General features: G+C 65.2%; 10 protein-coding genes. 9 read left to right on the top strand and 1 reads right to left on the bottom strand.

Features of this window, described 5'->3' with window-relative positions:
* Window positions 1-29 precede the first annotated feature (29 nt).
* Entirely contained in the window at window positions 30-527 is a 498-nt protein-coding gene (locus NCR35_RS14760; protein ID WP_250534903.1) for a sugar dehydrogenase complex small subunit, read from the bottom strand.
* 73 nt (window positions 528-600) lie between these two features.
* Between NCR35_RS14760 and NCR35_RS14755 the strand changes: the two genes are divergently transcribed.
* The 9 genes from NCR35_RS14755 to treY all read left to right on the top strand — a co-directional run bounded on the left by NCR35_RS14755 (window position 601) and on the right by treY (window position 22,865).
* A complete protein-coding gene (locus tag NCR35_RS14755) occupies window positions 601-1,254 on the top strand; it encodes a DUF1345 domain-containing protein (RefSeq protein WP_250534902.1) in 654 nt (217 codons plus the stop codon).
* Between the two features lie 402 nt (window positions 1,255-1,656).
* Complete coding sequence (gene glgA, locus NCR35_RS14750) at window positions 1,657-3,306, top strand: glycogen synthase GlgA (protein ID WP_250534966.1); 1,650 nt, start codon at window positions 1,657-1,659, stop codon at window positions 3,304-3,306.
* A 383-nt stretch (window positions 3,307-3,689) separates the two neighbouring features.
* The gene (locus NCR35_RS14745; protein WP_250534901.1) at window positions 3,690-7,088 is read left to right on the top strand and encodes a maltotransferase domain-containing protein; all 3,399 of its coding nucleotides are present in this window, start codon (window positions 3,690-3,692) and stop codon (window positions 7,086-7,088) included.
* A 92-nt stretch (window positions 7,089-7,180) separates the two neighbouring features.
* Window positions 7,181-10,573 (top strand): maltose alpha-D-glucosyltransferase, encoded by a 3,393-nt coding sequence (treS, locus tag NCR35_RS14740; protein WP_250534900.1) that lies wholly within the window; start codon window positions 7,181-7,183, stop codon window positions 10,571-10,573.
* A complete protein-coding gene (gene glgB / locus NCR35_RS14735) occupies window positions 10,566-12,794 on the top strand; it encodes a 1,4-alpha-glucan branching protein GlgB (RefSeq protein ID WP_250534899.1) in 2,229 nt (742 codons plus the stop codon). The genes treS and glgB overlap by 8 nt, the downstream gene beginning before the upstream one ends.
* A 719-nt stretch (window positions 12,795-13,513) precedes the next feature.
* Window positions 13,514-15,739: a glycogen debranching protein GlgX gene (glgX, locus tag NCR35_RS14730; RefSeq protein ID WP_250534898.1), complete on the top strand. Its 2,226-nt coding sequence runs from the start codon at window positions 13,514-13,516 to the stop codon at window positions 15,737-15,739.
* Window positions 15,740-15,820: 81 nt separating this feature from the next.
* Window positions 15,821-17,716 carry a malto-oligosyltrehalose trehalohydrolase gene (gene treZ / locus NCR35_RS14725; protein WP_250534897.1) on the top strand — a complete coding sequence of 632 codons (1,896 nt, stop codon included), beginning with the start codon at window positions 15,821-15,823 and terminating at the stop codon, window positions 17,714-17,716.
* Window positions 17,713-19,920 (top strand): 4-alpha-glucanotransferase, encoded by a 2,208-nt coding sequence (gene malQ / locus NCR35_RS14720; RefSeq protein ID WP_250534896.1) that lies wholly within the window; start codon window positions 17,713-17,715, stop codon window positions 19,918-19,920. Before treZ ends, malQ begins: the two co-directional genes overlap by 4 nt.
* On the top strand, window positions 19,917-22,865 hold the full coding sequence (gene treY / locus NCR35_RS14715; protein WP_250534895.1) for a malto-oligosyltrehalose synthase: 2,949 nt from the start codon (window positions 19,917-19,919) through the stop codon (window positions 22,863-22,865). Before malQ ends, treY begins: the two co-directional genes overlap by 4 nt.
* The last annotated feature ends 2 nt before the right edge of the window (window positions 22,866-22,867 follow it).

Raw genomic sequence — 22,867 nt, 5'->3', positions numbered from 1 at the left:
GTCGTTGTGGTTGGGGAGTCGGATGTCGGCTACGGCTTTTTCGCCCAGTCGGCGGGCGTGCCGCGGCAGTACGAGGGAACCGTGAGCATGTCGCGGACGGGATCGAACATCAGTGCGCGTTCGAACGCAACGACCTGCGCCTGCCCGCCTTCGCCGACGACGCCCAGATACCACGCGCGCATCACGCTGCCGACGGCTTTTGCGAGATCCGGCTGCGTCGCCTGCAGCGCGGCGGTCACGACGTCGCTGGGCGTGCCGCCGTGCGTCGCGAGCCAGTGATCGAGCCGCTTCATGTTGTCGGCGAAATTCGCGTCGGCGCGAAGCAGGGCCGCGTGAAGGCGCGCGGCGACGAGCGGATCGAAGGCGGCGCGGCCGGTCAGCTTCATCGAGACCGCGATGAACGTGTCGAAGTCTTCGCCGACCGCAGGCGACGCGCGCGACGGCGCGAACGCCAGGGCAGCCGACGCACCCGCGCCCGCCAGCATGCCTCGACGCATCGCGAAGGACACGCGCTTACGTTCAGCCATCGGTCATCCTCATCTCGATGTAAGGCGCATCAGCAATAATCGCTGGCGTCGAGCGAACCGAGCCGTTGCCACGATGAACCTTATCCCGCCCGTTTTGCGCACTCGTCCGCGAGCCATGATCGGCCTGCTCGTTGGTTTCGTCATCGCGGCTTTGGTTCCGGCGCACGTGCGGCCGACCGCCCGCGCGCTGATCGGCTGGGACTCGGCTGTCTGGCTCTATCTCGCGCTGATCTGGCTGCAGATGGGCACCGCGCGCCAGAGCAACGTGCAGGCGCTCGCCGAACGCGAAGACGAGAACGCCGCAGCCGTCCTCGTGATCGTGAGCCTCGCGGCCATCGCGAGCCTCGTGGCGATCGTCGTCGAACTCGCCGCGGCGAAGAGCCTCGGCTTTCGCGCGTTTCCCAACTATCTGCTGACCGGCGCGACGATGCTCGGCGCCTGGTTCCTCATTCCCACGATGTTCACGCTGCACTACGCCCGGCATTACTACCGTTCGCCGAAAGGCGATGCGGCGCTGAAGTTTCCCGACCGGCATCTGAAGCCCGATTATTGGGATTTCCTGTACTTCTCGTTCACCATCGCGGTCGCTTCGCAGACTTCCGACGTCGTTCTCTGCTCGACGAGCGCGCGCCGCACGGCGCTCGCGCAGTCCGTCCTGTCGTTCTTCTTCAATCTCGCGGTGCTCGGGTTGTGCGTGAACATCGCCGCGAGCCTCGTCGGCGGCTGACGCCGACGCGGCGCGCAACGCGCCTGTCACACGCCGTCCCTAAGCTCTTCCAAAAGCGCCCGCGAAACGCGTCATGTAAAAACGCGGCGCGCGCGGCTGTCAGTTTTACATGCGCCACGGCCTCGCGCCGTTCCCGTTTTCGCGTGCGCGCGAGCAGACCCTCGTCGAGCATCAGTCCGAAATGATCGTGGTCCAGCGCACATACCGCACCGCTGAGTGGCACGTAGATTGCTGCACTGCGCCAGCACTAAGAATAAACCCCGATCAGCACCAGGATCGCGCGGCCCGGCCTTTTCCTCGTCACCCGAGTGTGCACGTCGATGAAGCACGTCGATGAGCACGTCGATGCACGTGAACGAGGCGCATGGTCATCGTCCGCGTCTGCCCGCACAGGAGCCCATTTTGCCTTTGAACGTACTGCTGGTCGCCTCCGAGGCCGTTCCGCTCGCCAAGACTGGCGGCCTCGGCGATATGGTCAGCGCCTACGCCGCCGCCCTGCGCGCAGCAGGCGTCGATGCCACCATCCTTCTTCCCGCCTATCCGAAAGCACTCGCGCAGGCCGAAGGCGTAAGCAAGCTGTGCACCTTGCGCGGCCTGCCGGGCGGCGACGCCGCGCTCCTGCGCGCCCGCATGCCGGACACCGGCGTCCCGGTTCTTTTGCTGCGCTGCGATGCACTCTATGCGCGCACCGGGCTCTATCAGGATGCGCATGGCCGCGACTATCCGGACAACGCCGTGCGTTTCGCGACGCTTTCGGCCGCCGCCGTGCGCATCGCGCAGGGCGTGCGCGGCGTGAAGAAGCCCGACATCGTTCATGCGCACGACTGGCATACCGGCCTCACGCCGCTTCTGATGAAAGACGCTGGCGTGCAGGCGAAAAGCGTCTACACGATCCACAATCTCGCGTTCCAGGGCAACTACGCGCTGTCGCTCGGCGCATCGCTCGGCGTGCCGGCGAAGTGGCTGGTCCACGCGTTCAGCAATCCCGAAAGCATCGAATTCTATGGCGCGCTGAGCCTCATGAAAGCCGGCATCGTCCATAGCGACCGCGTGACGACCGTCAGTGAAACGTATGCGCGCGAGATCCTGACATCGCGCTTCGGGCATCTGATGGAAGGCGTGCTGCAAAGCTGCGCGGACAAGCTCTCGGGCGTGGTGAACGGCATCGACGAAGACGTGTGGAATCCGGCTACGGACCCGCTGATCGAGCGCGCCTATTCCTTCGACGACATGCGCGGCAAGCACGCGTGCAAGCGCCGTCTTCAGCGCATGTTCGGGTTGCCGGCCGATCCGTTCGCGCCGCTCATGGCGATCGGCAGCCGCATGACCGGCCAGAAGCTCGCGGATGTCGTGATCGACGCCTTGCCGCGCCTCTTGGAGAAGCATCCGCGTCTGCAACTGGCCGTGATCGGCCAGGGCGAGGCGTACATCGAGCGCGGTTTCCGGCAACTCGCGCAGCAATGGCCGGATCGCGTCGGCGTGCATATCGGCTATGACGAGCGCCGCGCGCACGCGCTGCACGCGGGCGCCGACATTCTTCTGCACGGCAGCCGCTTCGAGCCGTGCGGCCTCACGCAGATGTACGCCATGCGCTACGGCACGCTGCCCGTGGCCTCGCGCGTGGGCGGGCTCGCCGACACCATCGTCGATGCGGGCGACCGCGCGGAAATGGCCTCGCGCGAAACCCTCTATGTCCGCGACGGCACGCACGACGCGCCCATCGCGATGCACGACGCGCACGACACGGCGCCCGCGCCCACGGGCTTTCTCTTCGACGGCGAAGCGCCCGACGACGTGATCGCCGCCGCGAGCCGCGCCATCGACGCCTACATGCGCCCGCCGGTCTGGCGCGCGATGCAGCGCAACGCGATGTCCAGCGACTTCGGCTGGGGTGAAACCGTCGCGAAGATGGTCGCGCTTTACAGCGATCTCACCGGCCTGCGCCCGAGCCGCACCGCCGTCCGTCCGCGCCGCGCCGCCGACAGCGCCGCGCACGCGCTCGGCCACCGCACGCACGAGAGCGCCAAGCCGCTCGTCGCGAAGACCGCCTGAGCACCGCGTGAGCCCATGCCGCGCGCGTCCGCCCGCCTGAGCGCACAGCAGCGATGCAGCGAAAGCGTCGCCGTTGCGCCGGGGGCGGCACGTAACATGCTCCCAAGCCCGTGCAATGCCCGCAGGAAATCCCTTCTGGGACCGTGGCGCCCACCGGCGAGCGCGACCAGGCGGCAGCTGCGCTCGATGCATGGTGCACACGAGACGCGACCGGGACTTGCGCCGCTCGACGGCGCGGCGGTGTTCCACGGTTCGCGCCGCGCGATGCGCGCCATGCGGCGTAACGTGCGGACCGGCTCTTCAGCCAGTTTGACCCGTGAGCGTGATCGCGATTGGTTGCCCGCATCCCCGCCACCGCAGGACGACTCTGGAAAAGACGAACGATGGAAAACCATCAAGCTCATCATGCGTACGCACCCCGTATTTATTTCATCGATCCCCTGCTCGTCGGCCCGCTCTCCAACTGGCCTGCCCAGTTCGAGCACGCGGCGGCGCTCGGTTTCGATCATGTCCTGATCGGCTCTCCGTTCGTGCCCGGCAGCAACGGGCATCGCGAGGCCGTCGCCGATCATCATCGCCTGCACCCTGTCTTCGAATGCGACGCGAGCGCCGCGGACGGCCTGCGCCAGCTCGCCGACGCCGCGAAAACGCATGGCCTGACCCTGCTCGTCGATATCGTGATCAATCGCGTGAGCGCGGAAGGCGGTCTGTATCAGGACAACAAGCACTGGTTTCAGCCGTTCGAGAGCGCGGATGCGCGGCTCGATCCGCGCCGTCCGCCGCAACAGCGCGACGTGGCCTACGCCAATTTCGCCGATGGCGAAGCCGCGCATCAACTGACGCAGTGGTGGGCGCGCGAGTTGAGCGTGATCGCGGATGCGGGCATCGGCGGCTTCCGCTTCGACTCGCCGCACGCGGTGCCGGCGCATGTGTGGCGGCGGCTCGGGGCCGCGGTGCGGGAAAAGCATCCGCAGACGCGCTGGCTCGCGTGGACCGTCGGCGTATCGCGCGATGACTTGCGCGCGCTCGCCGATGCCGAGTTCGATGCCGTCTTCGCCTCGACGCGCTGGTGGGATTTCAAGGGCGCGTGGCTCGTGGACGAGCACGCGGCGCTCTCGCGCATCGCGCCGCCGGTCTCCTTCCCCGAGGAGCCGTTCGGCACGCGCCTGATCGCGGACCTGAGCGATACGAGCGATACCGCGCTCGTCGAACGCGCGTATTGCCGCGCGCTCTACACGGCCACCGCGCTCGGCACGGGCCTGCTGGTGCCGATGGGCTTCGAATACGGCGTCGGCTTGCCGATGTCGCAGCAGTACGGCGTCGCGGCCGAGTATCAGCGCGCAAAGAGCGAGGCGCGCATCGACCTGTGCGAGCAGATCAAGCGCGCGAACGGATTGCAGCGCGATACCGCGACGCTTTCCGATGTCGGCGAACTGCGCTCGCTGACGGGCGCGGGCACGCCCTACGCCGCGCTCATTCGCGCCGCCGGCGGCGATTTGCGCGACAGCGCTTCGGCGGTGCTCATCGTGGTCAATCCGGATCTGGTTGCACCGGTCCATGTGGACACGCGGCATCTGCTCGAAGGCGTGCCGGGCAACTACACGCGCTTCGCGCCGCTCGGCGACGCGAACGCCCCGGCGGAGCGCCTCGCGGCGTTGTCGTTGAAAGCCGGCGAAGTGCGCCTCTTCCGCGCGGAAGCCGAGCCGTTCATTCTGCTCGCGCAGCCGCAAGTGAAGCGCGGCGCGAAGACCGCCGACAAGAAGTCCGTGAACGAAGCGATCACCGCGCCGCGCGTGTCGATCGAAAGCGTCACGCCTTCGGTCGACCACGGGCGCTTTCCGGCCAAACGCATCGTCGGCGAGGCGGTCGAGATCCAGGCCGCGATCTTCGCGGAAGGTCACGACAAGATCGCGGCAGCAGTGCAATGGCGCGCCGCCGACGAAACCGAGTGGCACGAAACGCCGATGTCGCTCGTGCTTCCGCTCGGCAACGACTTGTGGACGGCGCGCATTCCGCTCGAACGCGTCGGACGTCACGAATTCGTGGTGATGGCGTGGCGCGACGACTTCGCGTCGCTCGTCGATCACATGCAGAAGAAGCTGAAGGCCGGGCAAACGGTCGAACTCGAACTCGAAGAAGCGAAGCACCTGTTCGCGCTGATCCTCGCGGAAGTGAAGACCGTCGAGGACTCCGACAGCGCGCCGCTCGAAACCATCGTCAAGGAATTCACGAAGGCCGAGCCTGAACGCAAGCTGGAACTGGTGCTCTCTGCCGCGACGGCGAAGGCAGTGGCGGCGGCGCGGCACCGGCCGTTCCTGTCGCGCGATCCGGTCGTGTATCGCATCGACTCGGAACGCGCGGCTGCGCGCTTCGCAAGCTGGTACGAGATCTTCCCGCGCTCGATGAGCGACGACGAGAACCGTCACGGCACGTTCATCGACGTGATCGGCAAGATGCCGCGCATTCGCGAGATGGGCTTCGACGTGCTGTATTTCCCGCCGATCCATCCTATCGGCATGGCGAACCGCAAGGGCAAGAACAATTCGCTGACGGCCGAGCCGGGCGATGTTGGCAGCCCGTACGCGATCGGCGCGAAGGAAGGCGGCCACGATGCGGTGCATCCGGAGCTCGGCAACTTCGACGACTTCAAGCGCATGCTCGAAGCCGCGCATGAGCACGGGCTTGAGATCGCGCTGGACTTCGCGGTGCAGTGCTCGCCGGATCATCCGTGGCTGAAGGAGCATCCGACATGGTTCGCGTGGCGGCCCGACGGCACGCTGCGCTATGCGGAGAATCCGCCGAAGAAGTATCAGGACATCGTGAATCCGGACTTCTACGCGCAGGACGCGAAGCCCGAACTGTGGATCGCCTTGCGCGACGTGTTCCTGCACTGGATCGCGGCGGGCGTGCGTATCTTCCGGGTCGATAATCCGCATACGAAGCCGTTCCCGTTTTGGGAATGGGTCATCGGCGACGTGCGCGCGCGTCATCCCGATGTGATCTTCCTTGCCGAAGCGTTCACGCGGCCGCGCGTGATGAACCGGCTCGCGAAGCTCGGCTTCTCGCAGTCGTACACGTACTTCACGTGGCGCGAGACCAAGCGCGATTTCCTCGAATACATGCACGATCTGACGCAGACCGATGCCAAGGATTACTTCCGGCCGAACTTCTTCGTCAACACGCCGGACATCAATCCGCGCTTCTTGCAAAGCTCGGGGCGTCCCGGCTTCGTGATTCGCGCCGCGCTAGCCGCGACGCTTTCCGGCCTGTGGGGCGTGTACAGCGGCTTCGAATTGTGCGAGTCCGCCGCGCTGCCGAATAGCGAAGAGTATCTGGATTCCGAGAAGTATCAGCTGAAGGCGTGGGACTGGAACCGGCCCGGCAATATCGTCGGCGAAGTGACGGCGCTCAACCGCATTCGACGCGCGAATCCCGCGTTGCAGACGCATCTCGGCGTGAACTTCCTGCCCGCGCATAACGATCACATCCTGTTCTTCGAGAAGGCCAACGCATCGCGCGACAACGTCGTGCTCGTCGCGATCAATCTCGATCCGTTCAACCAGCAAGGCGCGGATATCGAACTGCCGTGGCAGACGCTGGAACGCTGGGGCGTGCGCGAAGGCGACGCCATCGCGGTAGAGGATCAAATGACGGGCGAGCGTTTCGAGTGGCGCGGCCGGCGTCAGCATGTGCGGCTCAACCCCCATTCGCTGCCCTTCGCGATCTGGCGCATCTCGCCGACGTGGGGTCTGCCGAAGCCTTCGCCCGACGGAGAACGTTAATTGCGACACGGTACGAACGAGCAGCGAACGTCAGTGACGATAGCGAACCGATAACAGCGCGAGAAGCGCCTACAAGAGTACTGGAGCAAACCGTGGATACAAGGGTGAAGCGCAGCAAGAAGTCGTCGACTCTCAGCGACGATCCGCTGTGGTACAAAGACGCGATCATCTATCAGGTGCACATCAAGTCGTTCTTCGATGCGAACAACGACGGCATCGGCGACTTCCCGGGCTTGCTCGCGAAGCTCGATTACATCGCGGAGCTGGGTGTCGACGCCATCTGGCTGCTGCCGTTCTATCCTTCGCCACGCCGTGACGACGGTTACGACATCGCCGATTACCGCAACGTGCATCCGGACTACGGCACCATCGCCGATGTCAAACGCTTCATTCAGGAAGCGCACGCGCGCGGCATTCGCGTCATCACGGAACTGGTCATCAATCACACGTCGGACCAGCATCCGTGGTTTCAGCGCGCACGCCGCGCGAAACCGGGATCGAATCACCGCAACTTCTACGTGTGGTCCGATACCGACAAGAAGTACGAAGAGACGCGGATCATCTTCATCGACACCGAGCCTTCGAACTGGACGCATGATCCCGTCGCGGGTCAGTATTACTGGCACCGCTTCTATTCGCACCAGCCGGATTTGAACTTCGACAATCCGGCCGTGATGAAGGAAGTGCTGCAAATCATGCGCTTCTGGCTCGACATGGGCATCGACGGTCTGCGGCTGGATGCGGTGCCGTATCTCGTCGAACGCGAAGGCACCAACAACGAGAATCTGCCCGAGACGCACGCCATCCTGAAGCAGATTCGCGCGACCATCGACGCCGAGTATCCGAACCGCATGCTGCTCGCCGAAGCGAACCAGTGGCCGGAAGACGTGAAGGAGTACTTCGGCGACGAAGACGAATGCCACATGGCGTTCCACTTCCCGCTGATGCCGCGCATCTACATGTCGATTGCAAGCGAAGACCGCTTCCCGATCACCGACATCATGCGGCAGACGCCGGACCTCGCCGAAACGAACCAGTGGGCGATCTTCCTGCGCAACCACGACGAACTCACGCTCGAAATGGTCACGGACTCCGAGCGCGATTACCTGTGGAACACGTACGCGAGCGACCGCCGCGCGCGCCTGAACCTGGGCATTCGCCGCCGTCTCGCGCCGCTGATGGAACGCGACCGCCGCCGCATCGAGCTCATCAATTCGCTGCTCTTTTCGATGCCGGGCACGCCCGTCATCTATTACGGCGATGAGCTCGGCATGGGCGACAACATTCACCTGGGCGACCGCGACGGCGTACGCACGCCGATGCAATGGTCGTCCGATCGCAACGGCGGCTTCTCGCGCGCCGATCCGGAACAACTCGTGCTGCCGCCCGTGATGGGCTCGCTCTACGGCTACGACGCGATCAACGTCGAAGCGCAAAGCCGCGACCCGCACTCGCTCCTGAACTGGACGCGCAAGATGCTCGCGGTGCGCCGCTCGAAGCATGCGTTCGGACGCGGCACCATTCGCTTCCTGAAGCCGAGCAATCGCAAGATTCTCGCGTATCTGCGTGAACTGAAGGGCGAGCCGCCTATTCTCTGCGTCGCGAATCTTTCGCGCGCGCCGCAAGCGGTTGAACTCGATCTGTCGGAATTCGCGGGCTCCGTGCCGCTCGAAATGACGGCGGACCAGCCCTTCCCCGCCATCGGTCAGCTGACCTATCTGCTGACCTTCCCGCCTTACGGCTTCTTGTGGTTCCAGCTTTGCCCCGGCAACATGCGCCCCGCATGGTCGCAGGCACCGTCGGAGCAGTTACCGGAGTTCGTCACCATGGTGATTCGCGCAGGGCAAACGGGACCGACGCCCGAAAACGTGCGTCTGCTCGAATCGGAAGTGCTGCCGAGCTATCTCAGCAAGCGCCGCTGGTTTGCATCGAAAGATCAGCAGCTGCATGCGGTGCGCCTCGCCGCGCTCACGACGATAGAAGGCGCGGGCTTCGCGTTCACCGAGATCGAAGCCGACGTCGGCGATCACACCGAACGCTACGTGCTGCCGCTTTCGATCGCGTGGGGCACGGAAACCACGTCGCCGCTCTACATGCAGCTTGCGCTCGCGCGGGTGCGGCGCGGCCGCACGATCGGGCACATCACGGATGCGTTCGCGGTGCCGCAATTCACCTACGGCATCTTGCAGAAGCTCGCGCAGCGCGCCGTGGTGCCGACCGTGCAGAAGAGCGAGATCCGCTTCTTGCCGACCGAACGCTTCGCTACGCTCGACATGAATCCCGCGTCGCCGCCCGAGATTCGCTGGCTCGCGGCGGAACAGAGCAACAGTTCGCTCGTGATCGGCGACAAGATCGTGCTGAAGCTCGTGCGGCGCGTGGTCGGCGGCATTCATCCCGAAGCGGAAATGAGCCGCTATCTCACGAAGCTCGGCTATGCGAACACCGGCCCGCTCTATGGCGAAGTGGTGCGCGTCGATCCGCAAGGCGTGCCGCATACGCTCGTGATTCTGCAAGGCTTCGTCGACAATCAGGGCGATGCGTGGAATTACGCGCTCGACTATCTGCGCCGCGTGGTGGATGAGCTTGCCGTCACGGTCGATACCGAAGAGAGCAAGCCCGAGCACAGCGCACAACTGAACGGCTTCGAAGGCTACGGCAACATCATCGGCATCATCGGCAAGCGGCTGGGTGAGTTGCACGTCGCGCTCGCCACGCCGACCGACGACGAAGCGTTCTCGCCGCGCCGCGCGACGGCCGAAGACGTGCAAGGCTGGATCGACGGCACGCTGCAACTGCTGACGAGCGCGCTCGATATCCTCGCGCAGAAGATCGGCGGCTTCAACGAGCACGACCGCTTCCTCGCGCAAAGCCTGCTGGACCGCCGCGAGAAGCTCATCGAAGCGGTGAAGCAACTGGTGACGGCCGACGCCGATGCGCTGTGCATTCGCATCCACGGCGACTTCCACCTCGGTCAGGTGCTGATGGCGCAGGGCGACGCGTATCTGATCGACTTCGAAGGCGAGCCTGCGCGCACGCTGGAAGAGCGCCGCAGAAAGACGAGCCCGCTGCGCGACGTGGCCGGTCTCTTGCGTTCGCTGTCGTATGCGAGCGCCGCCGCGCAGCCGACCACCGAAGCCGCGCCCGCGCAAACGGCCGACCGCAAGCGCGCGCTGTTCGAACGCATGCGCGCCGTCGCGGAAGAGAGCTTCATGCGGCAATACCGCGAGGCGATTGCGTCGTCGCCCGAACCGATTGCGGATGAGAGCGCCTTGTCCGCGCTGCTCGATCTCTTCCTGATCGAGAAAGCCGCTTACGAAATCCGCTACGAAGCGGCGAACCGGCCGACGTGGATCGGCCTTCCGCTGCGGGGCCTCGCGTCGCTCGCGAGCCGCCTGCTCGGCGACACGGGCGTGCCGCCCGCGCCCGGCACGCGCCCCGTGTTCGATGCAACCAAGGACAATCCGGATGGAACTGACCATGAATAACCGTAGCGATCCGGGAGCGGATACGAGGAATCCGGCCCACGGCCTGAATCCGCTCGACATCGATGCGCTCGTCGAGGCGCGGCATCCCGATCCGTTCTCGATGCTCGGTCTGCATCAGACCGAGCACGGCTCTGTCGTGCGCGTGTTTCTGCCGAATGCGGCCGGCGTGAGCGTGCTCGATGCGGGCAGCGGCGAGCCGCTCGGGACGCTCACGCGCATTCACGATGCGGGTCTTTTCGCGGGATTCGTCGAGCGGCCCACGGCTTACCGGCTTCTGATCGACTGGCATGGCACGCCGCAGGAAACGCACGATCCGTATTCGTTCGGCCCCGTGCTCTCCGATGAATGGCTGCATCGCCTGTCGCAGGCCGATCCGTATGCTGTGCTCGAATGTCTCGGCTCGCGGCCGATCACGCATGGCGGCGTGGCGGGCGTGCGCTTCGCGGTGTGGGCGCCGAATGCGCGGCGCGTGTCGGTGGTCGGCGACTTCAATACGTGGGACGGACGCCGTCATCCGATGCGTCTGCGTCATAACGCGGGCGTGTGGGAGCTGTTCATTCCGGGCATCGGCGCGGGCACGCGCTACAAGTACGAGATCGTCGCGCGCGAAGGCTACACGCTGCCGCTGAAAGCCGATCCGTGCGCGATGCAAAGCGAGAAGCCGCCTTCGACGGCATCGGTGGTGGCGGATGCGGATGCCATCGACCATTACGCATGGACCGACGGCGAATGGATGAACTCGCGCGCCGGCAAGCAGACGCCGCAAGCGCCGATCGCGATTTACGAAGCGCATGCCGAATCGTGGCTGCGCGTGCCTGAAGAAGGCAATCGCGGCATGAACTGGCATGAGCTGGCCGAGCGCCTCATTCCGTACGCGAAGGGCATGGGCTTCACGCATATCGAATTCATGCCGGTGGCGGAGCATCCGTTCGGCGGATCGTGGGGCTATCAGCCGCTCGGGCAGTTCGCGCCGTCCGCGCGTTTCGGCACGCCGGAGCAGTTCGCGGAGTTCGTGAACCGCGCGCATGAGGCGGGGCTCGGCGTGATCATCGACTGGGTGCCGGCGCACTTTCCGAATGACGCGCATGGTCTGATTCAGTTCGACGGCACGCCGCTCTACGAGCACGCCGATCCGCGCGAGGGGTATCACCAGGACTGGAACACGATGATCTACAACCTCGGCCGCAACGAGGTGAGCGCGTTCCTGATCGCATCGGGGCTTGCGTGGCTGAAGCGTTATCACGTCGATGGCCTGCGCGTCGATGCGGTCGCGTCGATGCTGTATCGCGACTATTCGCGAAAGGCGGGCGAGTGGGTGCCGAACATCTATGGCGGCCGCGAGAATCTCGAATCGATTGCGTTTCTGAAGCGGCTGAATCAGGAAGTGCGGCACATTCCGGGCGCGATCACGATTGCGGAAGAATCGACGGCGTGGCCGGGCGTGACGGCGAGCGTCGATAGCGGCGGCCTTGGTTTCGACTTCAAGTGGAACATGGGCTGGATGCACGACACGCTGCACTACATGCAGGAAGACCCGGTGTACCGGCAGTATCACCATCACCTGTTCACGTTCGGCATGGTGTACGCGTATTCCGAGCGATTCGTGCTGCCGCTTTCGCACGATGAAGTGGTGCATGGCAAGGGATCGCTCATCGGCAAGATGCCGGGCGACCGCTGGCAGAAGTTCGCGAATCTGCGCGCGTATTTGAGCTTCATGTGGACGCATCCGGGCAAGAAGCTGCTTTTCATGGGCGGCGAGTTCGGTCAGGTCGCGGAGTTCAATCACGATCAGTCGCCGCACTGGCATTTGCTCGATGACGCCATGCACGGCGGGCTTCAGAAGCTCGTGCGCGATCTGAACCTGCTGTATGCGCATGAGCCCGCGCTGCATAAGCTCGATAGCGATCCGCGCGGGTTCGAATGGATTGTCGGCGATGACAATGGCAATAGCGTGTTTGCGTTTCGGCGTACGGATGCCGAAGGGCGCGAACTCGTGGTCATATGCAATATGACGCCGGTGCCGCGGCAAGGGTATCGCGTAGGGCTGCCGCGCGGCGGGCGCTGGAGTGAGATCCTCAATTCCGATGCGGCCATTTATGGCGGGTCCAATATGGGCAATGGCGGCGTTATTCATGCCGATGACCACCCCAGTCATGGGAAGCAGCAGTCTGCTGCACTGACTTTGCCTCCTTTGGCTGCTATCGTTTTGCGGGCTGATTAGACGGTGTTTGTTTGCGGCGCCTTGTTTTTGGGGAACTTGTTTTCGCGTCGGTCTATCGGCGTTGCCCTTCCCCGGGGCGGGGGTCACTTTCTTTGCTGCTGCAAAGAAAGTAACCAAAGAAAGCAGCTTTTTTTTGGCCCGCAGCACTGAGAAGGTGATCACTTCGCAGAAAGACCGTGGCACTCAGTCGGAAACAACCTTGAATCACCCCCCGCGCCCGCTGAGCGCCACGTCCTCCGAGCCCCTTGGCTCGTTAACACCGACGCGTGTTTGTGTGTGTCGCATGTAAGTACGGGAGTGCCCGTTTCGAACTATGTCGCGTGTTTCGATTGGCTCGGGCAACGCGAGAAGAAGGACATGCGCGATGTTCCCGAAGGTTTTGACGAGCCAAGGGGCTCGGAGGACGTGGTGTTCAGTGGGCGTGGAGGGTGATTCAGGGTTGGTTCAAACTGAGTGCCAATGACTTGCTGCGGAGTGACCACACTGTTGATGCTGCGGGCTAAAAAGAGCTGCTTTCTTTGGTTACTTTCTTTGCAGCAGCAAAGAAAGTGACCCCCGCCCCGGGGAGGGGCAACGCTAATAGACCGACGAGAAATCAAGTTCCACGAAGAAACAAGCCGACAAACCCGGGAAAGGGCCAACGACGCTAGGCCGACAAAGATACAACCGCAGAAACCGCAAAACCAAGCACCCCTGAGCGAAGCTCAAGAAAACCAATTATGCCGAACGCACTCCCCGAAAAGTTGCTCCCGGGCGCTCCGTACCCGCTCGGAGCCAACTGGGACGGTTTGGGCGTCAACTTCGCCGTGTTCTCGTCGAATGCGCACCGCATCGAGGTGTGTCTCTTCGACAGCACCGGCCGCAAGGAGCTGATGCGCTTCGACCTGCCCGAATGCACCGACGAAATCTGGCACGGCTATCTGCCAGGCGCGCATCCCGGCACCGTGTACGGCTTTCGCGCGCACGGGCCGTATCAGCCGCAGCACGGGCATCGCTTCAATCCGCACAAGCTGCTGCTCGATCCGTACGCGAAAAAGCTCGTCGGCCCGTGGCGATGGTCCGATGCGCTCTTCGGTTATCGCGTGCATTCGAACCGGCTCGACATGTCGATGGACCGCCGCGACTCCGCGCCCGCGATGCCCAAGTGCATCGTCACCGACGACGCCTTCGACTGGTCCCGCGACGTGCGCCCCGATACGCCCTGGGGCGAAACCATCATCTACGAAACGCACGTGCGCGGCGCATCCATGCTGCGCAACGATATTCGTCAGCACGAACGCGGCACGTTCGCGGCGCTCTCCTCGCCGTGGTTCATCGAGCACTTGCAGAAGCTCGGCATCACCGCCGTCGAGTTCCTTCCGGTGCACGCGTTCCTGAACGACCGCTTCCTCATCGAGCGCGGCCTGCGCAATTACTGGGGCTATAACACCGCCGCGTTCTTCGCGCCGGAGCCCACGTATCTGTCGACGCATCGGCTCAACGAAATGCGCATCGCCGTGCGGCAACTGCATGCGGCAGGCATCGAAGTCATACTCGACGTCGTCTACAACCACACATGCGAAGGCAGCGAACTCGGGCCGACGCTGTCGTGGCGCGGGCTCGACAACGCCAGCTACTATCGTCTGATTCCCGGCGACGAGAGGCATTACATCAACGAGACCGGCTGCGGCAACACGGTGAACCTCTCGCATCCGCGCGTGCTGCAAATGGTGATGGATTCGCTGCGCTACTGGTGCACGGCGTTCAACATCGACGGCTTTCGTTTCGATCTCGGCGTCACGCTCGGGCGCGAAGGTCATGGCTTCGATCCGGGCTCCGGCTTCTTCGACGCCATCCGGCAAGACCCGATTCTCTCCACGCGCAAGCTCATCTCGGAGCCGTGGGATATCGGCCCGGACGGCTATCAGGTCGGCAATCATCCGCCGGGTTTCGCGGAATGGAACGACAAGTTCCGCGACGGCGTGCGGCGCTTCTGGCGCGGCGACGCCGGCATGCGGCCCGATCTCGCCGCGCGTCTCACGGGCTCGGCGGAACTCTTCAACCGGCGCTTTCGAAAGCCGTGGGCGTCGGTGAACTTCGTCGCGTCGCACGACGGCTTCCCGCTCGCCGACGTGACCGCCTATACGCACAAGCACAACGAAGCGAATCAGGAAGGCAACAACGACGGCCACAACGAAAATTGCAGCGCGAACTGGGGCGTGGAAGGCCCGACCGACGACCCGAAGATCCTCGACATCCGCGCGCGGCTCGCACGCTCGATGATCGCGACGACGCTGCTCTCGCTCGGCACGCCGATGATCCTGGGCGGCGACGAATTCCTGCGCACGCAGCGCGGCAACAACAACGCGTACTGTCAGGACAACGAGTTGTCGTGGATGGACTGGGAAGCGGCGCAAAGCCCGCGCGGCGTGGAGATGACGGAGTTCGTCGCGCGCGTGATCGCGCTGCGCAAAAAGTACCCGGTTCTGCGCGAAACGCGCTTTCTCTACGGCGACCGCGAAGTGCTGCCGGGTCTTTACGACGTCAGCTGGTTCGACGAGCGCGGCAACGCGCTCGCCATCGAGGCGTGGCAGGACCCCGAAGGCCGCGCGTTGACTTTGCGTCGCGCCGGGCCCGGCATCGACAGCGAAATCGACGTCATCCTCATCATGATCAACGGCTCCGCGAGCCCGCTCGCGTTCGCGCCGCCCGCGCCGCACTTGGAATGGAACGTGCTGCTAGACAGCGCGGAACCTGACGCCGTCGAACGGCCGCTCGTGGGCACCGAACTGCAGCTGGAAGCGCACAGCATCGTCGTGCTGCTGGCGCAGCCCTCGGGCCAAGCGGACTGGCAGGCTGTCTGGATGGCGGGCGCGCATCAGGGCCCGCGACTTCTGACCGCGCTGCCGCCGGACCCCGGCACGTTGCCGTCGAACCGGCCGCACGAGACCGATTCGACGCAGTAGCGCCACGTCGGACGCACGACGTCGAGGCTCGCGCGGCACGCTCCACCGTAGGCAATGCGACAAGCAAACTGGCACTCAATCATGTCCGAACGTCCGATCGATCCTCATCAGCATCACCACGCGCATTGCCTTCCTTTCGGCGCGCATCTCACCGGCGCGGCGGGCGACAGTCCGCGCACGCGCTTTCGCTTCTGGGCGCCTTCGCGCGACCACGTTCAAGTGGAGATTCAACGCCCCGGCAGCACGACGCCCGACCTCGTCGATATGCAGGGCGCGGGCGACGGATGGTTCGAAGCCGAAGCCGATGGCGGCGCGGGCACGCTGTATCGCTATCGTCTGGATGCGGACCTCGCCGTGCCCGATCCGGCCTCGCGCTTTCAGCCGCAGGACGTGAACGGCCCGAGCGAAGTGGTCGATCCGCGCGCCTATCGCTGGACGAATACCAACTGGCACGGCCGGCCGTGGGAAGAGACCGTGCTCTACGAGCTGCACGTCGGCGCGATGGGCGGCTACGCGGGCGTTACCGCGCGCCTGCCGGAACTCGCGCAACTCGGCGTCACGGCCATCGAACTGATGCCGCTCAACGACTTCTCCGGCACGCGCAACTGGGGCTATGACGGCGTGCTGCCGTATGCGCCCGATTCGGCGTATGGCCGTCCGGAAGAACTGAAGCAGTTGATCGACACCGCGCACGGCTTGGGTCTCATGGTCTTTCTCGATGTCGTCTATAACCACTTCGGCCCGGACGGCAACTATCTGCACGCCTACGCGAAGACCTTCTTCCGCGAAGGCGTGAACACGCCGTGGGGTCCGGCGATCGACTTCGAACGTCCGCAAGTGCGTGACTTCTTCTTCGACAACGCACTGTACTGGCTCAACGAGTACCGTTTCGACGGCCTGCGCCTCGACGCGGTGCACGCCATCAACGACGACGAATGGCTGCGCGAACTCGCGGACCGCGTGCGCAGTTCCGTGGAAGCGGGACGTCACGTGCATCTCGTGCTGGAGAACGAGCACAACACGGCGAGCCTGCTCGAGAACCACTTCAACGCGCAGTGGAGCGACGACGCGCACAACACGCTGCACGTGCTGCTCACGGGCGAAAACGAAAGCTACTACGGCGCGTATGCGGAAGAGCCCATTCAAAAGCTCGCGCGCGTGCTGTCCGAAGGCTTCGTGTATCAGGGCGATCCGTCGCCGATTCACGACGGCGCGCCGCGCGGCGAGCCGAGCGGTCACTTGCCGCCCACGGCCTTCGTCATGTTCCTGCAGAATCACGATCAGGTCGGCAACCGCGCGATGGGCGACCGGCTGCGCGCGCTGACCGACGACGAATCGCTCTATGCGGCCACCGGCCTTCTGCTGCTGTCGCCGCAGATCCCGATGCTTTTCATGGAGGAGCAATACGGCTCGAAGCAGCCGTTCCTGTTCTTCACCGACTATCACGACGAACTCGCCGACGCGGTGCGCGAAGGACGTCGCAAGGAATTCGCGAAGTTCTCCGCGTTCACGGATGAAAAGCGCCGCGCGCAGATTCCTGATCCGAACGACAAGCGCACCTTCGAGATGTCGTCGCCGAACATCGCGAACAAGGAAGACGAACTCGATCGCCTCGAATGGCTGCATTTCTATCGCTCGGCGCTGACGGTGCGCGCGAAGCTCATCACGCCGCGTCTGAAGGGCGCGAAGGCGCTCGGCGCGAGCGTGCTCGGCGAGAAGGCGCTCGTCGCGCGCTGGAAGCTCGGCGACGGCGAGACGCTCACCATCGCGCTGAATCTGGCCGATGCATCCGTCGCGCTTTCCGATGCCCCCCAAGGCAAGGTGATCTTCGAGACGCCGCCGCGCGCGCAGGATCGCACGGCAGAAGGCGAACTGGGCGGCCGCACGTTCGTCGCGTGGCTGACCGGCGAAGTGAACGAATACGCGACCGCGCACGACGCGCGCCGCTTCGAACCGACTGAAGGACAACGCTCGTGACCGCCGCGAATCAAGGCCAAAGTGAGCGCCCGCGCTCGTCGATCGAAACCCTCGCCGAGCGCGCGGGTTTCGAAGTCGAGTGGCAGGACGCGCACAAGAAGACGCAGCGCGTGCCGGAAAACACGCTGCGCATCCTGCTCGAAAAGCTCGGCCTGCCGTGCGGCAACGCCACGCAGATCAAGCAAAGCATGGCCGCCATCGATACCGAAATGAGCGGCCGCAAGCTGCCGCCGCTCATCACGGCGGAAGTGGATCGCGGCATCGCGCTGCCCGCGGCGGCGGCGAAGTCGGGTGCGCGTTATCGCGTCGAGCTAGAGAACGGCGAGATCATCGACGGGCGCTTCACGTCGCCCAAAGGCGAGACCGCGCTGCTCGCGCCGATTGCGGAGCCGGGCTATCACACGCTCGTCATCAACGACCATCGCACGACGCTCGCCGTCGCGCCGACGCGCTGCTATACGGTCGATGACGCATGGCGCGCGTTGCATGACGACGCCGACGACACCGAAGGCGCGCCGCCGCTCTGGGGCATCGCCGCGCAAGTGTATGGCTTGCGCCGCAACGGCGACGGCGGCGTGGGCGACTTCACCGCGCTCGCCTCGCTCGCGACGCAGGCGGCGAAGCAAGGCAGCCACGCGCTCGCCATCAGCCCGATGCACGCCATGTTCACCGCCGAGCCGAACAAGTGCAGCCCGTACTCGCCGTCGTCGCGGCTCTTCGTCAACATCGCGCATATCGATCCGGCCGCGGTGCTGGGCGCACCGGCTGCGCGCGCCGCGATCGAGAAAGCCGGCGTCGCCGATGAACTCGCCGCGCTCGAAGGACTGCCGCTGATCGACTGGCCGCGTGCGATGCAAGCGCGCGTGGCCGTGCTGCGCGCCCTCTTCGACGGCTTCTCGCAAGACGACGATTCGCCGTTCGCGAAGGACTTCGCATCGTTCGTCGAGAAAGGCGGACGCGCGCTCCTGGACCACGCGCGCTTCGAAGCGCTGCAAGCCGAACAGATCGCGCAGAACGGCGAAGGCCACTGGCGCAACTGGCCCGATGAACTGCGCGACCCGCGCAGCGAAGCGGTGACCGCGTTCGCCGAAGCGCATCGGCGCGAAGTGGACTTTTATCTCTTCACGCAATGGCTCGCGGCCAAGGGACTCGCGCACGCCCAGCACGCCGCGCGCGATGCGGGCATGGCGGTCGGTCTCGTGGCGGATCTCGCGGTCGGCTGCGATAGCGCGGGCAGTCACGCGTGGTCGTATCCCGACGACATGCTGACCGGCGTGTCCGTCGGCGCGCCGCCCGACCTCTTCAATCAGGCTGGGCAATCGTGGGGACTTACGACGTTCTCGCCGCGCGCCATGCGCATGCAGGGCTTCGCCGCGTTCATCGACATGCTGCGCGCCGCGTTCGCGCACGCGGGCGGCATCCGCATCGACCATATTCTCGGGCTGCGCCGCCTCTGGCTCGTGCCCGAAGGCGAAAGCGCGAAGGACGGCGCGTACCTGCGCTATCCGTTCGAAGACCTGTTGCGGCTGATCGCGCTGGAATCGTGGCGGCATCGCGCGATCGTGGTCGGCGAAGACCTCGGCACCGTGCCGCCGGGCTTCAGCGAGCGCTTGCAGGAGCAGGGTTTGCTAGGCATCCGGGTATTATGGTTCGAACGTGCTCAGGACGGCGAAGGATTCAAGCCGCCGGGCGAATGGAGCGATGGCGTGACGGCAACGACCACGACGCACGACCTGCCGACCGTCAACGGATGGTGGCGCGGCGAAGACATCGAATGGCGCTCGAAGATCGGCCAGACGATGGCGCGCGCCGATGGCCGCGATCCGGTCGAGGCGGCGATGGAAGAGCGCGGCGTGGATCGCGGGCATCTGTGGCAGGCGTTCCAGGAAGCCGGCATCGCGCCGAAGGACGTGCCGCCGCCTTCCGTCGACAACGCGCCGGTGGACGAGGCGCTGGCCTTCGTCGGCACGACGCCCGCGCCGCTCGTCACGTATCCGCTCGAAGACCTGCTCGGACTCGTGGAGCAGCCGAATCTGCCCGGTTCCATCGACGAGCATCCGAACTGGAGGCGGCGTCTCGCGCTGCCGGTGGACGAGATGATGAACGACGATGCGTTCCGCGACCGTCTGCTCGCCGTCGAATCAGCCCGCAAGCGCGCCGTGCGCCCTGACAACTCAGACACACCCAAATCCGAAACACCATGACCGTACCGCGCTCCACGCTAAGGCTTCAGCTTCACAAGGACTTCACCTTCGACGACGCCGCCGCGCAAGTGGACTATTTCGCGTCGCTCGGGGTGAGCCACGCGTATGCGTCGCCGATCACGACCGCGACCTCCGGTTCCACGCACGGCTACGACACCGTCGACTACACGAAGGTCAACCCCGAGCTCGGCGGCGAGGAGGGCTTGCGCCGCTTCGTCGAAAAGCTGCGCGCGCATGACATGGGCTTGATCGTCGACGTGGTGCCGAATCACATGGGCGTCGGCGGATCGGAGAACGCGTGGTGGCAGGACATCCTCGAATGGGGACGCCACGCGGCGCATGCGCGCTTCTTCGATGTCGACTGGCACTCGCCCGATCCCGCGCTGCGCGGCAAGGTGCTCGCGCCGTTTCTCGGCGCGGCCTACGGCGAAGAGCTGCAAGGCGGCAAGATCAAGCTCGCGTATCGTCAGGAGGAGGGGCGCTTCGTCATCGAGTACTACTCGCATGTGTTCCCGGTGTGTCCGGTGGATTACCCCGCCGTGCTTCAGGAAGCGCCCGAGCTTGCGCAACGCTTCGCCGGCCTGACGACGCAGCCCGTCGATCAGCCGCGCGCCGCCGACGCACGCAAGGCGCTCGTGACCATCGCGAACACGGAAGGCGGCCGGGCCGCAATCGAAGCGGTGCTCGCCGCGCATTCGCCGCAAACGCCGGCGGGCCGCGAGCGTCTGCACCGGCTGCTGGAGCGCCAGCACTATCGGCTCGCATGGTGGCGCACGGCAGCGGACGAAGTGAACTGGCGGCGCTTCTTCGACGTGAGCACGTTAGGCGGCGTGCGCGTCGAGCGGCCCGAAGTGTTCGAGGCATCGCATGCGCTGATCTTCCGGCTCTTCACCGAAGGGCTGATCGACGGCGTGCGGATCGATCACGTCGATGGTCTCGCGGAACCGCGCGAGTATTGCCAGCGCCTGCGCGCGCGGCTCGAAGAATTGTCGGCGGAGCGGCCCGAAGCGTTGCGCAACGGCAATGGCCACACCTATTTCGTCGTCGAGAAGATTCTGGCGCGCGGCGAGCCGTTGCGCCGCGACTGGCAGGTGGATGGGACGACCGGCTACGACTTCATGAACGACGTCGGCGCGCTCCTGCATGATCCGGCGGGCGCGGAGCCGCTTGCCAGGCTGTGGGCCGAACTGACTGGCAAGAGCAGCGAATTCTCGGACGAAGCGCTGATCGCGCGCCGCAAGATTCTCGCGGAGAACCTGTCGGCGGAACTGGATCGCGTGACGCGGGCGCTGCATCGCATTGCACGCGATGCGCAGACCACGCGCGACTACACGTTCACGTCGATTCGCCGCGTGGTGGCGGAACTCGTCGTGCACTTTCCGGTGTATCGCATCTATCCGGTCGGCGGCGTGCGCAGTCCCGAGGACGAGCGCTACTTCTCGCAGGCACTGGAAGCCGCGCGCGCGTCGCTGGCGAGCGCGGATCACCAGATACTCGATCAGGTCGCGCAATGGCTAGGCGGCAAGCTGCCCGACGACGGCGCGCAGCACGAGCGCGGCGACAGGAACGACCGTCAGCGCGATCGCGCGGCCGAACGCAATCGCGAGCGCAATCACGCGCAGGTTCACGCCGGTCAAGGCCAGAATCCGAACCAGAGCCCGCAGGCATCGGCGGGATCGCAGCGGCGCGCGGCGCAGACGCTGTTCTCGCAACTCACCTCGCCTGTCGCGGCAAAGGCGGTCGAGGATACGGCGTGCTATCGCTATGGGCGCCTCATCTCGCGCAACGAAGTGGGCGCCGATCCGGGCGAGTTTTCGCTGTCGCTCGAAGAGTTCCACAAGGCCAATCGCGAGCGCCTTGCAACCTTCCCGCACGCGATGCTCTGCACCGCGACGCACGACCACAAACGCGGCGAGGACGTGCGCGCGCGCATCGCCGCATTGAGCGAGATTCCCGACGAATGGGCCGCGACGCAGAAGGCGTGGTCCACGCTGAACGCGCCGTTGCGGCGCGGCCCCAACGGCGGCCACAACGAAACGAGCGACAGCCACGACTGGGCGCCCGGTCCCGCCGCCGAATCGATGCTCTATCAGACGCTCGTCGGCTGCTGGCCGCTCACGCTGTCGCCGGACGACGAAGCGGGCGTGCAGGAACTCGCCGAACGCGTCGCGCAATGGCAGCTGAAGGCATTGCGCGAAGGCAAGCTGCGCACGAGCTGGTTCGCGCCCGACGAGGCGTACGAGCAGGCGTGCCGCGACTTCCTGTTCGATATCGTCGCGCCGCAGCGCCGCAGCGGCTTTCTGCAGGAGCTATCGAAGTTCGTCGAGCGCATCGGGCCGCTCGGCGCCATCGACAGCTTCCAGCAGACGCTCTTGCGGCTCACGTCGCCGGGCGTGCCGGACCTGTATCAGGGCACGGAGCTGTGGGATTTCAGTCTCGTCGATCCGGACAATCGGCGTCCGGTGGATTACGCGCTGCGCCGCAAGTGGCTCGAAGAGATCGACGAAAAAGGCCCGCCGTCCGAGCAGATGGAGAACTGGCGCGATGGCCGCGTGAAGCTCGGGCTGGTGCGGCGCGCGCTGGCGCTGCGCAAGCACTGCGAGTCGCTGTTCGCGCAGGGCGATTACGTGCCGCTCACCGTGCAGGGCGAACACGCGAAGCATGTGATCGCCTATGCGCGGCATGCGGGCAGCGCGTATGCGATCGTCGTCGCGACGCGGCATGCGGCGCGGTTGCTCGGCGATAAGCGCGATGTGCCGCTGGTCGAGCCTTCGGTCTGGGGCGATACGTCGATCGTGCTGCCGGAAGCGCTGCATTCGCGCGCGCTATTCGACTGGCTCAGTCCCAACGCGCCGAAGGCCGACGGCGAGCGGTTGTTCGTGCGCGACGTTCTCGGCGTGATGCCGGTGGCGTTGCTCGTCGAGGAAGGCGTTCCAGGCGCCTGATG

It is taken from the genome of Caballeronia sp. AZ10_KS36 (assembly GCF_023631105.1).
GTDB lineage: Bacteria > Pseudomonadota > Gammaproteobacteria > Burkholderiales > Burkholderiaceae > Caballeronia.
The sequence above is the reverse complement of the archived record's forward strand: the minus strand, read 5'-3'. Positions and strand labels throughout refer to the sequence as shown.

Coding starts and splice junctions, on each gene's coding strand:
- NCR35_RS14745 (WP_250534901.1), top strand. CDS start 3,690: ATGGAAAACCATCAAGCTCATCATGCGTACGCACCCCGTATTTATTTC.
- NCR35_RS14760 (WP_250534903.1), bottom strand. CDS start 527: ATGGCTGAACGTAAGCGCGTGTCCTTCGCGATGCGTCGAGGCATGCTG.
- glgB (WP_250534899.1), top strand. CDS start 10,566: ATGAATAACCGTAGCGATCCGGGAGCGGATACGAGGAATCCGGCCCAC.
- treY (WP_250534895.1), top strand. CDS start 19,917: ATGACCGTACCGCGCTCCACGCTAAGGCTTCAGCTTCACAAGGACTTC.
- NCR35_RS14755 (WP_250534902.1), top strand. CDS start 601: ATGAACCTTATCCCGCCCGTTTTGCGCACTCGTCCGCGAGCCATGATC.
- glgX (WP_250534898.1), top strand. CDS start 13,514: ATGCCGAACGCACTCCCCGAAAAGTTGCTCCCGGGCGCTCCGTACCCG.
- treZ (WP_250534897.1), top strand. CDS start 15,821: ATGTCCGAACGTCCGATCGATCCTCATCAGCATCACCACGCGCATTGC.